This is a genomic window from Paracoccus aminovorans (assembly GCF_001546115.1).
Taxonomy (GTDB): domain Bacteria; phylum Pseudomonadota; class Alphaproteobacteria; order Rhodobacterales; family Rhodobacteraceae; genus Paracoccus; species Paracoccus aminovorans_B.
In genome coordinates, this window is the sequence record NZ_KQ955210.1 from 253,510 (window position 1) to 267,909 (window position 14,400).

16 protein-coding genes and 1 pseudogene are annotated in these 14,400 nt (G+C 62.3%); 8 read left to right on the forward strand and 9 right to left on the reverse strand.

Annotation, left to right across the window (positions count from 1 at the left end):
* Window positions 1–88 precede the first annotated feature (88 nt).
* The 5 genes from ASV56_RS19055 to ASV56_RS19075 all read left to right on the forward strand — a co-directional run bounded on the left by ASV56_RS19055 (window position 89) and on the right by ASV56_RS19075 (window position 2,073).
* Window positions 89–529, forward strand: coding sequence for a hypothetical protein (locus ASV56_RS19055; protein WP_018000068.1), 441 nt, complete (start codon window positions 89–91; stop codon window positions 527–529).
* Window positions 530–597: 68 nt separating this feature from the next.
* The gene (locus ASV56_RS19060) at window positions 598–1,137 is read left to right on the forward strand and encodes a head-tail connector protein (RefSeq protein ID WP_062563570.1); all 540 of its coding nucleotides are present in this window, start codon (window positions 598–600) and stop codon (window positions 1,135–1,137) included.
* Between the two features lie 2 nt (window positions 1,138–1,139).
* Complete coding sequence (locus tag ASV56_RS19065) at window positions 1,140–1,460, forward strand: phage head closure protein (RefSeq protein WP_036744610.1); 321 nt, start codon at window positions 1,140–1,142, stop codon at window positions 1,458–1,460.
* 25 nt (window positions 1,461–1,485) lie between these two features.
* On the forward strand, window positions 1,486–1,761 hold the full coding sequence (locus ASV56_RS19070; protein ID WP_026155384.1) for a DUF6127 family protein: 276 nt from the start codon (window positions 1,486–1,488) through the stop codon (window positions 1,759–1,761).
* Window positions 1,762–1,833: 72 nt separating this feature from the next.
* A complete protein-coding gene (locus ASV56_RS19075; protein ID WP_018000064.1) occupies window positions 1,834–2,073 on the forward strand; it encodes a D-Ala-D-Ala carboxypeptidase family metallohydrolase in 240 nt (79 codons plus the stop codon).
* A gap of 34 nt (window positions 2,074–2,107) precedes the next feature.
* Here ASV56_RS19075 and ASV56_RS24975 read toward each other — a convergent pair.
* From ASV56_RS24975 to ASV56_RS19085, 3 genes and pseudogenes are all read right to left on the reverse strand, one after another.
* Window positions 2,108–2,410, reverse strand: a pseudogene (locus ASV56_RS24975) (GtrA family protein); the annotation flags it as partial.
* Window positions 2,404–3,408 (reverse strand): glycosyltransferase family 2 protein, encoded by a 1,005-nt coding sequence (locus tag ASV56_RS19080; protein WP_081614999.1) that lies wholly within the window; start codon window positions 3,406–3,408, stop codon window positions 2,404–2,406. The pseudogene ASV56_RS24975 and the gene ASV56_RS19080, both read right to left, overlap by 7 nt.
* 8 nt (window positions 3,409–3,416) lie before the next feature.
* Window positions 3,417–4,946: an ArnT family glycosyltransferase gene (locus ASV56_RS19085; protein WP_253880168.1), complete on the reverse strand. Its 1,530-nt coding sequence runs from the start codon at window positions 4,944–4,946 to the stop codon at window positions 3,417–3,419.
* Window positions 4,947–5,111: 165 nt separating this feature from the next.
* Here ASV56_RS19085 and ASV56_RS19090 point away from each other — a divergent pair, with 165 nt between their 5' ends.
* Together ASV56_RS19090 and ASV56_RS19095 are read left to right on the forward strand one after the other, a co-directional pair.
* Window positions 5,112–5,783, forward strand: coding sequence for a winged helix-turn-helix domain-containing protein (locus tag ASV56_RS19090; RefSeq protein WP_018000060.1), 672 nt, complete (start codon window positions 5,112–5,114; stop codon window positions 5,781–5,783).
* A gap of 10 nt (window positions 5,784–5,793) precedes the next feature.
* Window positions 5,794–7,176: a sensor histidine kinase gene (locus ASV56_RS19095; RefSeq protein WP_062563571.1), complete on the forward strand. Its 1,383-nt coding sequence runs from the start codon at window positions 5,794–5,796 to the stop codon at window positions 7,174–7,176.
* Here ASV56_RS19095 and ASV56_RS19100 read toward each other — a convergent pair.
* Complete coding sequence (locus ASV56_RS19100; RefSeq protein WP_062563572.1) at window positions 7,173–8,132, reverse strand: IS481 family transposase; 960 nt, start codon at window positions 8,130–8,132, stop codon at window positions 7,173–7,175. The two genes, ASV56_RS19095 and ASV56_RS19100, sit on opposite strands and share 4 nt — an antisense overlap.
* A gap of 246 nt (window positions 8,133–8,378) precedes the next feature.
* On the opposite strand from ASV56_RS19100, the gene ASV56_RS19105 reads away from it, so the two are divergent.
* Window positions 8,379–8,864: a fasciclin domain-containing protein gene (locus ASV56_RS19105; protein ID WP_062563573.1), complete on the forward strand. Its 486-nt coding sequence runs from the start codon at window positions 8,379–8,381 to the stop codon at window positions 8,862–8,864.
* Window positions 8,865–8,939: 75 nt separating this feature from the next.
* Here the strand turns inward: ASV56_RS19105 and ASV56_RS19110 are convergent, their stop codons facing one another.
* From ASV56_RS19110 to ASV56_RS19130, 5 genes are read right to left on the reverse strand one after another with little or no spacing between them, the layout of a single operon-like run.
* Window positions 8,940–9,650 carry a hypothetical protein gene (locus tag ASV56_RS19110; RefSeq protein WP_062563574.1) on the reverse strand — a complete coding sequence of 237 codons (711 nt, stop codon included), beginning with the start codon at window positions 9,648–9,650 and terminating at the stop codon, window positions 8,940–8,942.
* 1 nt (window position 9,651) lies between these two features.
* Window positions 9,652–11,085, reverse strand: coding sequence for a cryptochrome/photolyase family protein (locus ASV56_RS19115; RefSeq protein WP_062563575.1), 1,434 nt, complete (start codon window positions 11,083–11,085; stop codon window positions 9,652–9,654).
* A complete protein-coding gene (locus tag ASV56_RS19120; protein WP_062563576.1) occupies window positions 11,086–12,252 on the reverse strand; it encodes an SAM-dependent methyltransferase in 1,167 nt (388 codons plus the stop codon). It lies immediately after the preceding gene.
* Window positions 12,249–13,028 (reverse strand): DUF1365 domain-containing protein, encoded by a 780-nt coding sequence (locus ASV56_RS19125; protein WP_062563577.1) that lies wholly within the window; start codon window positions 13,026–13,028, stop codon window positions 12,249–12,251. The genes ASV56_RS19120 and ASV56_RS19125 overlap by 4 nt, the downstream gene beginning before the upstream one ends.
* Window positions 13,025–14,308 (reverse strand): NAD(P)/FAD-dependent oxidoreductase, encoded by a 1,284-nt coding sequence (locus tag ASV56_RS19130; protein ID WP_062563578.1) that lies wholly within the window; start codon window positions 14,306–14,308, stop codon window positions 13,025–13,027. Before ASV56_RS19130 ends, ASV56_RS19125 begins: the two co-directional genes overlap by 4 nt.
* Window positions 14,309–14,400 lie beyond the last annotated feature (92 nt).

Here is a 14,400-nt window from a genome sequence, read left to right on the forward strand (position 1 = left end):
AAAGGGGAACCTCGGCCTTAAGCCGATTTGTGCAACAGAGCCGTTCAGCCCGCGTCTTCCCACCCACATTCCTGCACAGGAGGATCCGATGAAGGATCTGCATTCCAGTCTCTCGGTGGCCGCGGCCATCGACGTGGCCACGCTCACCGACGACAGCACCCCCGTGGCCATTGATCTGCGCGGTCATGACGGTGCCGAGATCATTCTCGCCATTGGCGCGGGCGGCATCACCTTCACCTCGACCAACAGGATCGAGTTCATCCTGACCCATTCCGATGACGACAGCAGCTATGAGGCGGTGACCGCAGCCGACCTGCTGGGTGTCCCGACCGTGGGCGAAGGCGGCATCATCAAGGCGCTGGTCGAGGCCCACGCCACCGCCGCCGTTTACCGCTTCGGCTATGTCGGAACCAAACGCTACCTGAAGCTGCTGGCGGCGCTTGAAGGCACCCATGCCACCGGCACGCCGATTGCCGGCCTGGTGATCAAGGGTCACGGCCGGATCAACCCGCAGGCCGATCAGGCCTGAGTTCGATGCTGCAATAACTGCGCGGGCGGTGAAGACCGCCCGTGCCCTGCCTCAGGGGGTTTTTGCCCATGTTCACGCTGACCCGCATCACCGCGCCCGCGGCCACGCCGATCACGCTGGAAGAGGCCAAGGCGCAGCTTCGGGTCGATCACGAGGACGAGGACCTGCTGATCCAGCATTATATCGATGCTGCCACCGCCTGGCTCGACGGGCCGGCCGGCATCCTCGGCCGCTGCCTGGTGACCCAAAACTGGCAGATGGGTCTGGATGCCGTCACCGGACCCATCCTGCTGCCGTTTCCCGACAGCGAGATCGACAGCGCCGTGTTCACCGATGCCGCGGGCGGCGATCTCGATTACTGGATCGACCGGCGGGACCAACGCCTGTTGTTGCGACCCCTCGCGGGCTTTGGCCGTCCTGCGGCGATCACCTTCACCGCGGGCTATGGCGCCCCCGCCGAGATCCCCGTCGCCATCCGCCAGGCCATGCTGCTGCTAATCGCCCATTGGTATGAGAACCGGGCGGCCGTCAGTCCGGGCACCAGCCCATCGGCGCTGCCCGTGGCCGTGGATGCGCTGCTCGCCCCCTATCGCAGGATCAGGCTGTGAGCATGGTTGCCGGGCGCCTGCGGCGCAGGGCCACCTTCCAGGAGGCGGTGATGATCCGCGATCCGGACGGGATGCTGATCCAGGGATGGGAAGATCGCTTCACCCTGTGGTGCCATGTCCATTACCTGCGCGGCTCCGAGGCTGTCATGCAGGCACGGCTGGTCTCGAAGTCGCCGGCTATCCTGACGGTCCGTGCCAGCGCCGAGACCCGCGCCATCACCTCCGAATGGCGCGCCGTCATCGATGCGGTGATCTTCGACCTGAAGGAAGACCCTCGGCCCAGTGAGGGCGGCGCCTATCTCGAGATGCTGGCCGAGGCGTGAGAGGCGTAGGATGCGGGAGGCGCCGATGACACCGCACAGTTCTGATCGGTCGGATGCCGAACTGGAAGCATTGTTGGTCCGGGCCGCCGAGCAAGGTGCGAAACGGGCCCTCGCTGACCTTGGCCTCGATGGCGATGAAGCCGCGCTCGACATCCGCGACCTCCGCTCCCTGGTGGACTGCATCCGACTGGTGCGCCGCACCGCGATGCAGACGGCAGTCCGCATGATCACAACCGGCGTGATGCTGACGCTGCTCGCCGGCATCGTTCTCAAGCTCAGGATCTTTGGCAGCGGGCCGTAATGCGCGTTGCCGTCGATCAATTGTTCAGAACACACGCCCTCGAAGGCGGGTTTTTCCGTTTGGAGGACGCGTATGACCACGACCTTCTACCGTCATTGGCGTGACGTGCCCGACGGTGCCTGGCGCTGGCCGAACTTCAGCCCAGCCGAAATCGCCTGCCGCGGCACTGGCAAGCTGCTCGTCAACGCGCCGCCGCTCGACAGACTGCAGGCGCTGCGTGATCGCCTCGGCAAGCCGCTGATCGTCCGCTCGGCCTATCGCAGCCCCGAGCACAACCGCTCCCTGCAAACGCCCAAGTGCGCGACAGGATGAACGTACAGATAGCTGCAAAGACGGTCGAGATCAGAACGGCAGCTTCGAGACGAAACAAGCCGATGCCCAGCAATAGGAACAGGACGGTTTCATTTGCTAGAAATCCGATTGCCGCCACCACAGCGAACCGTCCGAAGGTCTGGGTCGCGGCCGAGCCATGTCCGGCGAAGGTGAACAGATGGTGACCCAAGAAACTGACCATGAAGGCAATCACGAAAGCAACGGCGTTGCTCATCAGCGGAAGCATGCCAAACTGGACAAGGCCAATCGCGGCGCCCAGATGGACAAGCGTTGCTGCACCCCCGGTCAGGGCGAACCGCACGACCTCGCCTAACATTCGCGTGACGCGGCAATCGTGACATCCTCGGCGATCAGATAGCCGGGGCGGCCTTTCACCTCGCTGAAGACCCGCGCCAGATATTCGCCCAACACACCGATGGACATCAACTGGATACCACTGAAGAAGAAGATCGCCACTGCCAGCGTGGACCAGCCGGGCACAGCATGGCCGAGCAGCAGCGTGCGGCTGGCTAGAAACAGCCCGTAGAGGATCGACAGCATGGCAAGGATCATTCCGATGCCGGTCCACATGCGCAATGGCCAGTCGGTGAAAGCGGTCAGCCCGGTCATGCCCAGTTTCAGCAACCCGCGGAAGCGGAACTTGGAGCTGCCCCCGCCGCGTGGCTGCAACTCGACCGGGATGGCAAGCGAGCGGAAACCGACCCAAGCATAAAGCCCCTTCATGAAGCGATTTCTTTCGGGCAGGGCGCAAAGCGCATCGACCACCTTTCGATCCATCAGCCGGAAATCCCGCGCTCCGGCAGGCATTGACACCTCGCTGCCGATATTCAGGAAGCGGTAAAAAGCGGCGGTGCAGCGGCGCTTCAACCAGCTTTCGTCATCACGATGGGCGCGGACGGCGTAGACGATCTCATAGCCTTCTCGGTAGCGCTCCAGCATCGTATCGACATAGCGCAAAGGCTCTTGCAGGTCGGCGTCGAGAATTACCACGGCTTTGCCCGTCGCATGACGCAGCCCAGCCATGATCGCCTGTTCCTTGCCGAAATTGCGCGACAGACGCAGCAGGCGAACCGGCAGGTCCCATTGGCCGGATGTGACCAGTTCCAGCGTTTCGTCGCTGCTGCCGTCATCGACGACAACGATCTCGGAATGCAGCACCAGCCTGCGCGCCTTGCGCGACACCCGTGTCAGCGTTTCCGCGATTGTTTCTGCCTCGTTATATGCCGGAATGACAAAGGATAGATCGGGCGCCAATGGCCCTGAATCGAGTGCGCGCGGCCTCATGTTTGCCGTTTCGCGACTGATATCCTGCATGCGGCCCATCATTTCACCTCGTTCGTCGGTCGGGTGACGAACAGGACGTGCCGCCCATATTCTCCCAAGTTTTCAAGACCCAATGTCGCCGCCTCCAACGCCATGGTCGGAGGCACCGAAAAAGCCGCCGATGCACCGCTGCCGGCCAGTCGCGCGAAATCTGCGGGATCAATGGCGCGCGCTTTGCCCCGCGAATAGAATTCGGCCGAGTAGCTGCGCCCGCCGAGGGTATAGAGCGGCGCATCGGGCATCGCTGTGCTGGCGGCCGCAACGAGCCGCTTGTCGGATTTCAATCGGATCTTCTGCGGCGCGAAAACCGCGCCCGAGATCAGCGCCAGGAAAAACGCGAAGATTACCGATGTCGCGATGGCAAATCCTGTTCGAGTTGCACGGCTCGGTTGGGCCTCGAACACCTGCGTGAACAGCACCACCAGCAAGACAGCGGCAGCTGGAAGGCCGGGCAGGACATAGGCGGCGAGAATATTGGATGCGGGCGTGAACAGCAGCAAAGGCGACAATGCCCAGAGCAACAGATAAACCAGCCAGCCCGAGCGATCCTGCCGGAACATTGTGACCGTCTTGTCCAGGCGGGTCAGTAGCAAGGTGGCAACCAAGCTCCATGGCAGGGCTGCCATCAGCCAGAACAGCCAGATCATGCCCTTGGCTTCCCGATGGCCAGACCCGTACAGATCGCCCTGCCAGCCGGGGGTTAGGAAACGCTGAACATGCTCTCCGATGAGGAAGTAGCGCAGGAATCCGGGTGTGGCGATTTCGGCGGCGACATACCAAGGCGCGACCAGCGCTATCAGCAATGCCATGCCGCGCGCCCATGGCAGCAAGCGCAGCAGGTGCCAGTTCCATGTCAGGGCCAGCCACAGCATCAGGGGAATGCCGCTCAGCACAACCGCCACCGGCCCCTTGGCCAGCATTCCAATTGCCAGCCCTAGAAAGACGCCATAACCCCAACGCCTGTTGCCATCACCGACCGCCTGCCAGAATCCGACCATGACCAGCGTCGTGCAAAGAACCATCGGCATGTCGGTCATCACGAAACTCGAAGCGCCAAAGAACATCGCCATCGTCGCAAGCACCGTCATCGCAACCAACGCCGTATTGCGCCCGACGGTATCACGCACCCACAGCCAGACGAGAAACAGAACCGCCAGAGCGGTCAGCATGATCGGCAACCGAGCGGCCGCTTCGTTCACGCCGAACAGTTGCATTCCCCCTGCCGATAGCCAGGTATGCAGCGGCGGCTTGCCCCAGAACGGCACGCCATAGTCGAATTGCGGTGTCAGCCAGTTCCCGGTTTCAACCATCTTGCGGGCGATTTCGCCATAGCGGGCCTCGGTCGTGTCGGAGAAAGGTACGGCAAACATTGCCCAGAGCCGCAGAAGCCCGAACGCCGTTAGAACTGCCACCAGAAACCGGCGGGTCGGGCTATCCAACTGCATATCACACAGCGTCGGTCGCACATTTGGGCGGGTTCGGGTCGCCGCCGCGTGCTGGCGCACATGGGCCTCGTCTATTGTTGTCATCTTGTCCTGCTCGATCGGCTGACGGTTCGTGTCAGCAGCTATCTACCAGGAACGATCTGTCCGGGCCGTTGCCGGAACTATACCAATCCGTAATGTCCCGACGTCTTGACCCAACCGCACAGTGGGCTATCCCTGCGGGCAGACAGAATACGGAAAGCAGCAGCCATGCGCGTCCTTGTGGTCGAGGACCATCCCGAAACGGCCGACTACATTGCCTCCAGCCTCCGGGCGCAGGGGCATCTGGTCGATCACTGCGACAATGGCCGCGATGGTTTCCTGTCGGCGCTGGACAACAGTTACGACGTGATGATCTTTGACCGCATGTTGCCAGGTCTGGATGGGCTGACCTTGATCAAATCCGTGCGCGGCGCAGGAGTCGAGACGCCGATCCTGATCCTTTCGGCGATGGACGGGATCAATGACCGGGTCGAGGGGCTTGAGGCGGGATCGGACGACTATCTCGTCAAGCCATTCTCGTTTCAGGAACTGTCAGCGCGGCTGGCAGCGCTGACTCGCAGGCCGCCGCTGAAAGCCGAGGAAACCGTCTTACAGGTGGCCGATCTGGAAATGAACCTGATCCGCCGTACGGTCACGCGGGCGGGCATTTCTCTGGACCTGCAGCCTCGCGAGTTCAAGCTACTGGAATATCTGATGCGCAATGCTGGCCGGGTACTGACCCGCACGATGCTGCTGGAATCAGTCTGGGATTTCCATTTCGATCCCAAAACCAACGTCGTCGAGACCCATATCAGCCGGCTACGTAACAAAGTGGACAGGCCCTTCAAGATCGAGTTGATCCATACCGTCCGCGGGGCCGGGTATAGCCTGCATGGCTAGGAATCTCGGCATGTTTCACTTCCTGCGCTCGACCTCGGCGCGGTTGTCTCTGCGTTTCGCCGCACTTTACGCCATCATCACTGCCCTCGTCTTTGGCCTGACTTACCACTTCGCGGATCGGGAAATCAGCGAGTGGGTGCTAGACCAACTTGCGGACGATGCAGCCGGTTTTGGCAATCTTTACGAAAGCGAAGGTCTGGATGCGGTTCAGGCAAAGCTGGGCGGATTTGACGGGTTCAACTTCGAGGATTATCGGATCTATCTGCTTCAGGACGCGGACGGCAACGTTCTGGTCGGAAATGTCAATGCCATCGACCGGCAAGGCAGCAGCGACTACGTCCCGGTCAATGCAATCCAAGCCGACAAGCCCCGCTATGAAGATGTGACGGGTTATCTGCTTCACTCGGTGCAACTCGGCCCGAACCGGCTGACATTGGGCACAAGCACCTATTTTCTTGAAGAGCTGCGCGAGGTTTTAGGCCGCGGATTCGTTGCAGGTTTTATCCTCTTGCTGCTTACCGGTTTGCTGGCCGGGATCATTGTCGGCCGCAAAACCGAACGGCGGCTGACCCAGATCGCCACGACGCTGAAATCGGTGGCACTGGGGCAGTTGGATCGACGCGTCCCCACCACTGGCAGCGATGGCGATGACCTTGCCCGTATGGCAGATGAAATCAACCGCACCATCACACAGCTTCAGCAGATGGTCGAAAGCCAGAAACAGATTTCAGCCGATATCGCCCATGACCTTCGCACGCCCATGCAGCGCCTCAAACAACGGCTGGATGTGCTTCGGAATACGCCCGACCTGACTTCCGAGATCAGGGAAGATGCGGAACAAGCCGTGGAGATCGCCGACGATCTGATCGAGACATTCCACGCCCTGCTGCGGATCGCGCAGATCGAAGCCGGTCAGCGGTCAGGTCGGTTTACCGCAACCCCTCTTGCCCCGATCCTCGCCCGGATCGAAGACGCCTACGGTCCCGTCGCCGAAGAAAACGGTCAAACGCTGAGGTTTGACATCGAAGATCAGGACGCGATGGTTCAGGGCGATCAGCAACTCCTCACCCAGATGATCGCAAATCTCGTTGAAAACGCCCTGCGTCACTGTCCATCAGACACGCGGATCGAGGTCACGCTGTCGAGGGTGGATGACAGCGCCCTACTTCAGGTTTCCGACAATGGTCCGGGCATCCCAGCTGAGGAACGGGACAAGGTTTTCCGCCGCTTCTTTCGCCTCGAAAAGAGTCGCACGACCCCGGGCAATGGCTTGGGCCTCAGTATGGTCAGGGCGATTGCCGAATTGCATGGCGCGGTGTTGACACTGAACGATAATCATCCGGGCCTGTGCGTTCTGGTCTCGTTTCCGCCTGTTGCTCGCGAAGATTACTAGCTGTTCAGTCCCGGCATCTGGTGGATCGGATCGACGATGAATCTGTCCGGCTCTGAAGTCCAGACTTTGCAGATGTATTCGTAGGGCGTGAGACCGCTGAGCGTCTTCAGCCTGCGAGCGAAGTTGTAGGCAGCCATGAAGTCCATGAGATGTGTGCGGAGTTGGTCGTGGGTGTCGTAGTGGAAGCGTTTGACGGTAGCCTCCTTGATCGTTCGGTTCATCCGCTCGACCTGGCCATTGGTCCAAGGATGGTTGGGCTTGGTAAGCCTGTGCTCGATCCCGTTGGCTTCGCAAATCATGTCGAAGCGCATCGGCCGGGAGTAGGCAGTGTTTCGGTTCCTGGGCTGCTCGGCAAACTGGATGCCGTTGTCCGTCAGGATCGTGTGGATGCGATAGGGCACGGCTTCCAGTAGATGCTCCAGGAACTCCCAAGCGGTCTTCCTGTCAGCCTTTTCGACGAGTTGGGTGACCGCGAACTTGCTCGTTCGGTCGATGGCCACGAAGAGATAGAGCTTGCCCTCGGCCGTCTGCACTTCGGCGATATCCATGTGGAAGAAACCGATGGGATAGCGCTTGAACCGCTGACGCTTCGGCTTGTCGCCGCCGATCTCAGGCAGGCGCGAGATGCCGTGCCGCTGAAGGCACCGATGCAGCGCTGACCGTGTCAGGTGAGGGATCGAAGGCTGTAGAGCATAGAGACAGTCGTCCAGCGGCAAGAGCGTGTGACGCCGAAAGGCAACGACCATTGCTTCCTCAGCCTCGCTGAGCACGGAGGATCGGGGCTCCTTGGGCCCAGTCTTCAAATCCTCGACCGTCTCGCGGTTACGCCATTTCGCCACGGTCTTCGGATTGATCCCAAACTCCTGGCTCAGTGCCGCGATCGAAGCTTGCGATCGCTGTATTGCTGCTCGAATGGCGTGCGTGGTCGTGGCGCAGCCGTGACGAACTTGTCCCATAGTGCTTCCTTCCATTCCGACGAATGGATCGCACCATCAAACCGTGGGATCAAACACCTAGTGCCAGGGAATGTCTGACACACCTGCTGCTTCCGGCATGAGCTGGTCGATTTGGACATCCGCGCACGCAAATCGAATTTTTCCTGTCCGCAAGTTTGATCCGTCCGGGGGCGACCTGCGTAATGACGATGGAGGGTACGGATATTGTCCTCTGCGAAACACTACTTGACACAATGGAGAAACGGAATGCTACGCAAGTTTCTGATGGGGGCTGCGGCAACGACCATGCTGGCAGGTGCCGCCATGGCGCAAGATGCGACCTCGGACATTGTTGATACGGCAGTTGCCGCGGGCGATTTCACGACGCTGGTTGCTGCGGTTCAGGCGGCCGGGCTGGTGGACACGCTGAAAGGTGAAGGTCCCTTCACTGTCTTAGCGCCGACGGACGCGGCCTTTGCGGCCCTTCCCGAAGGGACCGTGGACACGCTGCTGAAGCCGGAAAACAAGGATCAACTGGTCTCGATCCTGACCTATCACGTGGTTCCGGGTGCGGTCATGTCTTCGGATCTGACCGAGGGGATGTCGGCAGCCACGGTTCAGGGCGGCGAGGTGACCTTCACGCTTGATGGCGGCGCGAAAGTCAATGACGCCAACATCACCACGGCCGATATCGCGGCCTCGAACGGAGTGATTCATGTCATCGACGCGGTGATCATGCCTCCTGCCAACTGAGGCGAATGGCACAGTTGATCATATGTAAACCAGATAGACCCCGGCTGTATCAGCCGGGGTAGCGTTTTATAGCGATCAGCCGCGGCTGGATTTGGGGATGAACCGGTCGAACATTGCGAGCATGATGATTCCCGCGCCGCAGATCATGGCGATCAGCCAGTCGCCGGCGCCCGCATTGGCCACAATGACGCCGAACAATGCCCAGATGACACCGGCGCGATAGGACCAGACGTGCGGACGGACGAAGGCGACCGCAACAGCCGCAATCAGGACGCAAATGATCAGCGCAATGGCGGCTGTTCGCGGCGGCAATATGCCATATCCCGTCGCCACCACCGAAAGGGCGACCCCTGATGCAGCCGTCAGCCAGCCGGTGTATAGCCCGATGGGTGCCCATTCGCGCCAGCCGGGCCCGACCCGCAGCATCGCCATGATCGCAGCCGCCGCCATCACCAGGATCATCGCCGTGGCGATCGATGGGGAACGGAGGGCAGCCTCGATCCAGAACACGCCGATGAACAGGCTGATGCCAAGGGGCCAGGCAGCGCGCCCCCAGCCCGGTATGGTTTCAGGGCGCCAAAGAGCCCATACCGAGGCAAGAATCAGCCCCAAATAGATCAGCCCCCAGATTGAAAAGGCCCATCCAACGGGTTGGGCGGGCCAGCGGTCCACCTGCACGGGAAAGCTTTCCGTGTAAAAGCCGCCAAAGCCATTCGACAGGACGGGCGAAACGGCGAAACCCACAGCCAACAGCAGTATGATGATCCTTGCGTTGCGGTCATTCATTTCAGGTCTCCGATATGGTGGCGCGAAACTGTGCCAAGGCCGCCAGCGCGGCATTGCGCCCCTTGGCCAGCATGGATGGGGGACCGGGGAGCCAAGGTCCGCGGTTCCACGCCGGTGGAATGCTTTGCAGCCAGACCTCAGCCTCTGGGTAAGAGGCACCGTCAAATCCAGCAAGCCAGCGCCGGCGATAATCGCCCTGAGGGTCGTATTGTTCCGCCTGCCTCTCGGGGTTGAAGATGCGGAAATAGGGCGCCGCATCGGGGCCGCAGCCCGCCACCCATTGCCAGTTCATCGCATTGGCGGCCGGGTCCCAATCGGTCAGGCAATCGGCGAAATGCGCCAGCCCCGCGCGCCAGTCGATCAGCAGATGCTTGGTCAGCCAGCTTGCAACCACCATGCGCACGCGGTTGTGCATCCGGCCCGTCAACCACATCTGGCGCAATCCGGCATCGACCAGCGCCACCCCGGTTTCCGCCCGCTGCCAGCCGATCAGCTCAGGGGCGTCTTTGCGCCAGGGAAAGCCCTCCCATTCGGGACGGCAGCAGGCAACCGGCATCTGCGGGAACTCGATCAGCAGATGCCAGGAAAAGTCGCGCCAGATCACTTCGGACAGGAACTTGCCGATGCCGGCTGCGTGTTCGGGCGACACCTCGGCCCTCAGCATGGCGCTGGCCCAGACCACGCGTGGACTGATTTCTCCCACCGCAAGATGATCGGAGAGGCCGGAAGTCGCGTCGAGATCGGGGCGATCACGCCCGCCGGGATAGGCAGAGGCTCGGTCGAGAAAGTCGTCCAGCCGGGCAAGCGCTGCGCCTTCGCCCGCAGGCGGGGCAAACTGCTCCAAGGCGGCGCGGCCACGGTGCAGGTCCGGAGCGAGATCCAGTTTCAGTGGATCAAGCCCCTGAAGCGGCTCGGTGCAAGCTGTGATCCGCCGCGGCGCGTCAGCGGCGGGCCGATCGGGGCCGAGCTGCCGCACTGCCCGCGCAAAGGGGGAATAGACCCGATAGGCGCCCCCATTGCCTGTTCGGATCGCCCGGGGGTGCACCAGAAGATGGCCCGGATGCAGGACCAGCTCGGCACCCGCAGGCCGCAGGGCCGCCCGCATGCGGCCTTGCAGCGTCCGCATTTCGGATGTGGGCCAGTCGGACTGGTGCAGCCTGCGCACTCCCAGCCGCTTCATCAACGGTGGCAGGATCTCATCCGCCTCGCCGCGCAGGATCGTGATGCCCTTGCCGCCGGTGCGTTGCCGAAGGGTGGCATCCAGCGATTGCAGCGCGCGCATCAGCCGCCAGCGGCTGGCCGCGCCCTGCGTCATGGTCAGCCGGTCGATGATGAAAACCGGCAGCAGTGGACCATCGGCAATGGCGGCCTGAAGCGCGGGGTTGTCATGCAGACGAAAATCACGGGTCAGCCAGAGGATGCCGGGCGCCGTCATTCAAGCCGCCGCATCCGCGTGGTCAAGCGTCACCTGCACCACATCGCAGCGCCCTGTGGCAAAGGCAGCGGCGCAGCCCTCCAGATAGAACTGCCAGCCGCGCAGGAACGCGTCACCATAGCCAAGCCGCTCGATGCGCGGGCGCTGTTGCATCATCCTCTCGCACCAGATCCGGCAGGTGCGGGCATAATCCGGGCCGAAAGCGTGGCTGTCTTGGACGCGCAGCCCGGCCTTTGCGGCCTCATGGATGATGATCGCAGAACAGGGCAGCATGCCGCCGGGAAAGACATGCTGACGGATGAAATCCGAGCGGCGGCGATATACCGAAAACTCGGCATCAGGCACGGTGATCGCCTGCAAGACCGCCCGCCCACCCGGTGCCAGCCGCGCCTTGAGGGTGGCGAAATAGGTCGGCCAATAGCGTTCTCCCACCGCCTCGATCATCTCGATCGACACGATGTTGTCAAAGCTGCCCGTCACCTGACGGTAATCCTGAAGCCGCACCTCGGCGCGGCCATCCAGCCGGGCATCGGCATAGCCCTTTTGCGAGGGCGACAGCGTGATCGCGGTCACGTCATGGCCGTGATCCGCAGCAGCTTCGGCGAACCCGCCCCAGCCGCAGCCGATTTCCAGCAGGCTTTCGCCCGGTGTCAGTTGCGCCAGGATGCGCGCGTTCTTGCGGGCCTGCGCGCGCGGCAGATCATCGCCTTCACCAAACAGTGCCGAGGAATAGGTCATGCCGGGATCAAGCCACAACTGGTAGAACTCGTTCCCCACATCGTAATGCGCGCGGATATTGCGCCGCGATCCACGCAGACTGTTTGGCCGCATCAGTCGGTCGACCAGCCGCATTCGCATGGCCTGAAGCCGCCCCGGCTCTCCCCAACCGGCCCGAAGGCCAAGGTTGCGCAGGGCCAGCGACAGCGTCGCCTCCAGCGTCTCGCTGTGCCACTCGCCGGCGATCCAGCCTTCGCCCAAGCCCACATCGCCGCGCAGCGCCAGACGCGGAAGCAGCCGCCAGTCGCGGATCTGCAAGTCCGCCTCGGGGCCGGCGCTGCCAAAGCGATGGCGCGTGCCCTCGGGCGTGGTAAGGGTCAGGATTCCATCGCCGATCCCTTCAAGGGCGGAAAGAAAGCGGGACTTGAGGGAGCGTGTCGCAAGGCTCATCGACTGATTTCCTGATCGGGTGGGGTGGGAACGCGGCGATAGGCAGCGCCTTTGAGTTTCAGGCGCAGCGCGTGCCAATAGATCTGGGCAATCACCCGCAGCGCACCGCCCGGCCGGCGAAAACTTGTTGCAAGAACCCCGAGGGTGGTCAGCGGCACCAGGCGCCCTGTCATGGCGGTGTCGATGCCTCCCGCGCCGTCCTGTTGTGCGATGCGGATGGCGATGCGGTCGGGATGCAGGGCAAAGCGGAAATGATACTCCCCCGCCACGTCCTGAAAGGGCGAGACGTGAAACACCTTGCGCGCGGTCAGTTCCGTTTCAGCGGTAATCGGCGCAAGGTCGGGGCGGGCCAGCAGATAACTGTGGCGTTGGCCGAAGGTGTTGTTGACCTCGGCAATCGCGGCGATCAGCGCGTCGCCCTGGATCAGCATCCAGAAGCTGACTGGGTTGAACCAGTAGCCCAAGAAACGTGGCTGCGTCACCAGCACCAGCACCAGCCCCGGACGGCGGGCGATCCCGGCCGCGCCGAACTGCGCCCAGGCCCAGTGGGCGCCGGTGCCCGCGCCACGCGGGCCGCCGTGGTCGGAGTCGTAAAAGGCGATCAGGCCAAACCTGTTATGCCCCATCAGCCGGGGCGGGTGAAAATGTTCAGGCGCCAGCAGCAGATGATCGGCATGGGTACGGAATGTGTAGCGCAGGGCACCGCGCCGGGCATGGGTCACCAGCGCGGGCATCGCCAGCACCTCACCCGCCTCAAGCCGCGCGGCGAGGGTCATGGCAGCACCGCCACAGGCAGCAACCGCCGCGCGATGCGCATGGCGCTGGCAAAGCCGTCTTCGTGAAAGCCGTTGCGCAGCCATGCTCCAGCAAACCAGGTGTTGCGATTGCCCTGCATCGCGGCAATCCGCGCCTGTGCGTCCAACGCCGTAAGATCAAAGACCGGATGACGGAAGGTTACCTGATCGTAGATCAAACGCGGGTCGATCCCGTCACCCGCGTTCAGCGTGACAAACAGCGGATCGTCGTCCGGGATATTCTGCAGCCTGTTCATCCAATAGGTGACGGCCACACCCGCTCGCCCGGTATCGCCCCGGCTGACCCATGAACTCCAACATCTGCGGCGGCGCGGCATCACGGATGGATCTGCGTGAAGGACAGCGTGGTTGGGCTGGAACCGGATTGCCGAAAGGGCGGCCTGTTCGGTCCCGTCAGCATCACTCAGGATCGCGAGCGCCTGATCGGCATGGGTTGCAAGGATGACATGATCGAAACTTTCGGCCTCTGCCCCTTTGGCGCGCAGGGTTACGGTATCGCCGCTGCGCGTGACCGCCTCAACGCAAGTGCCGGGGCGCAGATCGACTCCGGCCTGCACCAGCGCCGCCAACAGGCGCTCGACATAGGAGATCGAGCCGCCGTCCACCGTCCACCACCGGTGATGCTGGCCGCGCGACAATAGCCCGTGGTTGCGCATGAACCGCACCATCGCACGGGCCGGGAAGGCCCCGATGTCGTGATCGGGCGTGGACCAGATCGCCCCGCAGAACGGATAAAGGTAATGGTCGCGAAATCGTGCACCCAGACGCATCCGCGCGATCAGGGCGGCGATGGTCATCTCGGGCGCTGCCGCCACTTCGGCCTCGGCCCCGGCATTGAAGCGCAGGATGTCGCGGATCATCAGGTGAAAGCGCGGGTCCACGATGTTGCGGCGCTGGCCGAACAGCGCATTGCCGGACCGCAGCGCATATTCCACCCCGCCAGCGTCCAGCGAGACGCCAAAGCTCATGTCGCTTTTGACGATTGGCACGTCAAGGTCGCGAAACATCGCCGTCAGATGCGGGTAATTGACATGGTTGAACACGATGAACCCGGTATCGACCGGCTGATCGCCCCGCTTGCCGGCAAGAACCGTGCGCGCATGGCCGCCAAGCCGGATCGCTTCTTCGTATAACGTAACATGATGGTGGCGCGACAGAACCCATGCGCAAGCCAAGCCCGATATGCCCCCGCCGACGATGGCAATTCGCTGCGGCGCGCCGTTGGTGATGTCAAAAGGCATCTGGACTCCACTAACTCTTTGACAAGGTTACGCGTGGAACCTGGCCTTGGATCAATCAAACCGAAAAATTGCCGTAAGAATGATCTGCTACG

Coding starts and splice junctions, on each gene's coding strand:
- ASV56_RS19060 (WP_062563570.1), top strand. CDS start 598: ATGTTCACGCTGACCCGCATCACCGCGCCCGCGGCCACGCCGATCACG.
- ASV56_RS19100 (WP_062563572.1), bottom strand. CDS start 8,132: ATGGGACAAGTTCGTCACGGCTGCGCCACGACCACGCACGCCATTCGA.
- ASV56_RS19110 (WP_062563574.1), bottom strand. CDS start 9,650: ATGAATGACCGCAACGCAAGGATCATCATACTGCTGTTGGCTGTGGGT.
- ASV56_RS19070 (WP_026155384.1), top strand. CDS start 1,486: ATGACACCGCACAGTTCTGATCGGTCGGATGCCGAACTGGAAGCATTG.
- ASV56_RS19055 (WP_018000068.1), top strand. CDS start 89: ATGAAGGATCTGCATTCCAGTCTCTCGGTGGCCGCGGCCATCGACGTG.
- ASV56_RS19080 (WP_081614999.1), bottom strand. CDS start 3,408: ATGCAGGATATCAGTCGCGAAACGGCAAACATGAGGCCGCGCGCACTC.
- ASV56_RS19115 (WP_062563575.1), bottom strand. CDS start 11,085: ATGACGGCGCCCGGCATCCTCTGGCTGACCCGTGATTTTCGTCTGCAT.
- ASV56_RS19085 (WP_253880168.1), bottom strand. CDS start 4,946: ATGACAACAATAGACGAGGCCCATGTGCGCCAGCACGCGGCGGCGACC.
- ASV56_RS19125 (WP_062563577.1), bottom strand. CDS start 13,028: ATGACCCTCGCCGCGCGGCTTGAGGCGGGTGAGGTGCTGGCGATGCCC.
- ASV56_RS19075 (WP_018000064.1), top strand. CDS start 1,834: ATGACCACGACCTTCTACCGTCATTGGCGTGACGTGCCCGACGGTGCC.
- ASV56_RS19095 (WP_062563571.1), top strand. CDS start 5,794: ATGTTTCACTTCCTGCGCTCGACCTCGGCGCGGTTGTCTCTGCGTTTC.
- ASV56_RS19065 (WP_036744610.1), top strand. CDS start 1,140: ATGGTTGCCGGGCGCCTGCGGCGCAGGGCCACCTTCCAGGAGGCGGTG.
- ASV56_RS19120 (WP_062563576.1), bottom strand. CDS start 12,252: ATGAGCCTTGCGACACGCTCCCTCAAGTCCCGCTTTCTTTCCGCCCTT.
- ASV56_RS19090 (WP_018000060.1), top strand. CDS start 5,112: ATGCGCGTCCTTGTGGTCGAGGACCATCCCGAAACGGCCGACTACATT.
- ASV56_RS19105 (WP_062563573.1), top strand. CDS start 8,379: ATGCTACGCAAGTTTCTGATGGGGGCTGCGGCAACGACCATGCTGGCA.
- ASV56_RS19130 (WP_062563578.1), bottom strand. CDS start 14,308: ATGCCTTTTGACATCACCAACGGCGCGCCGCAGCGAATTGCCATCGTC.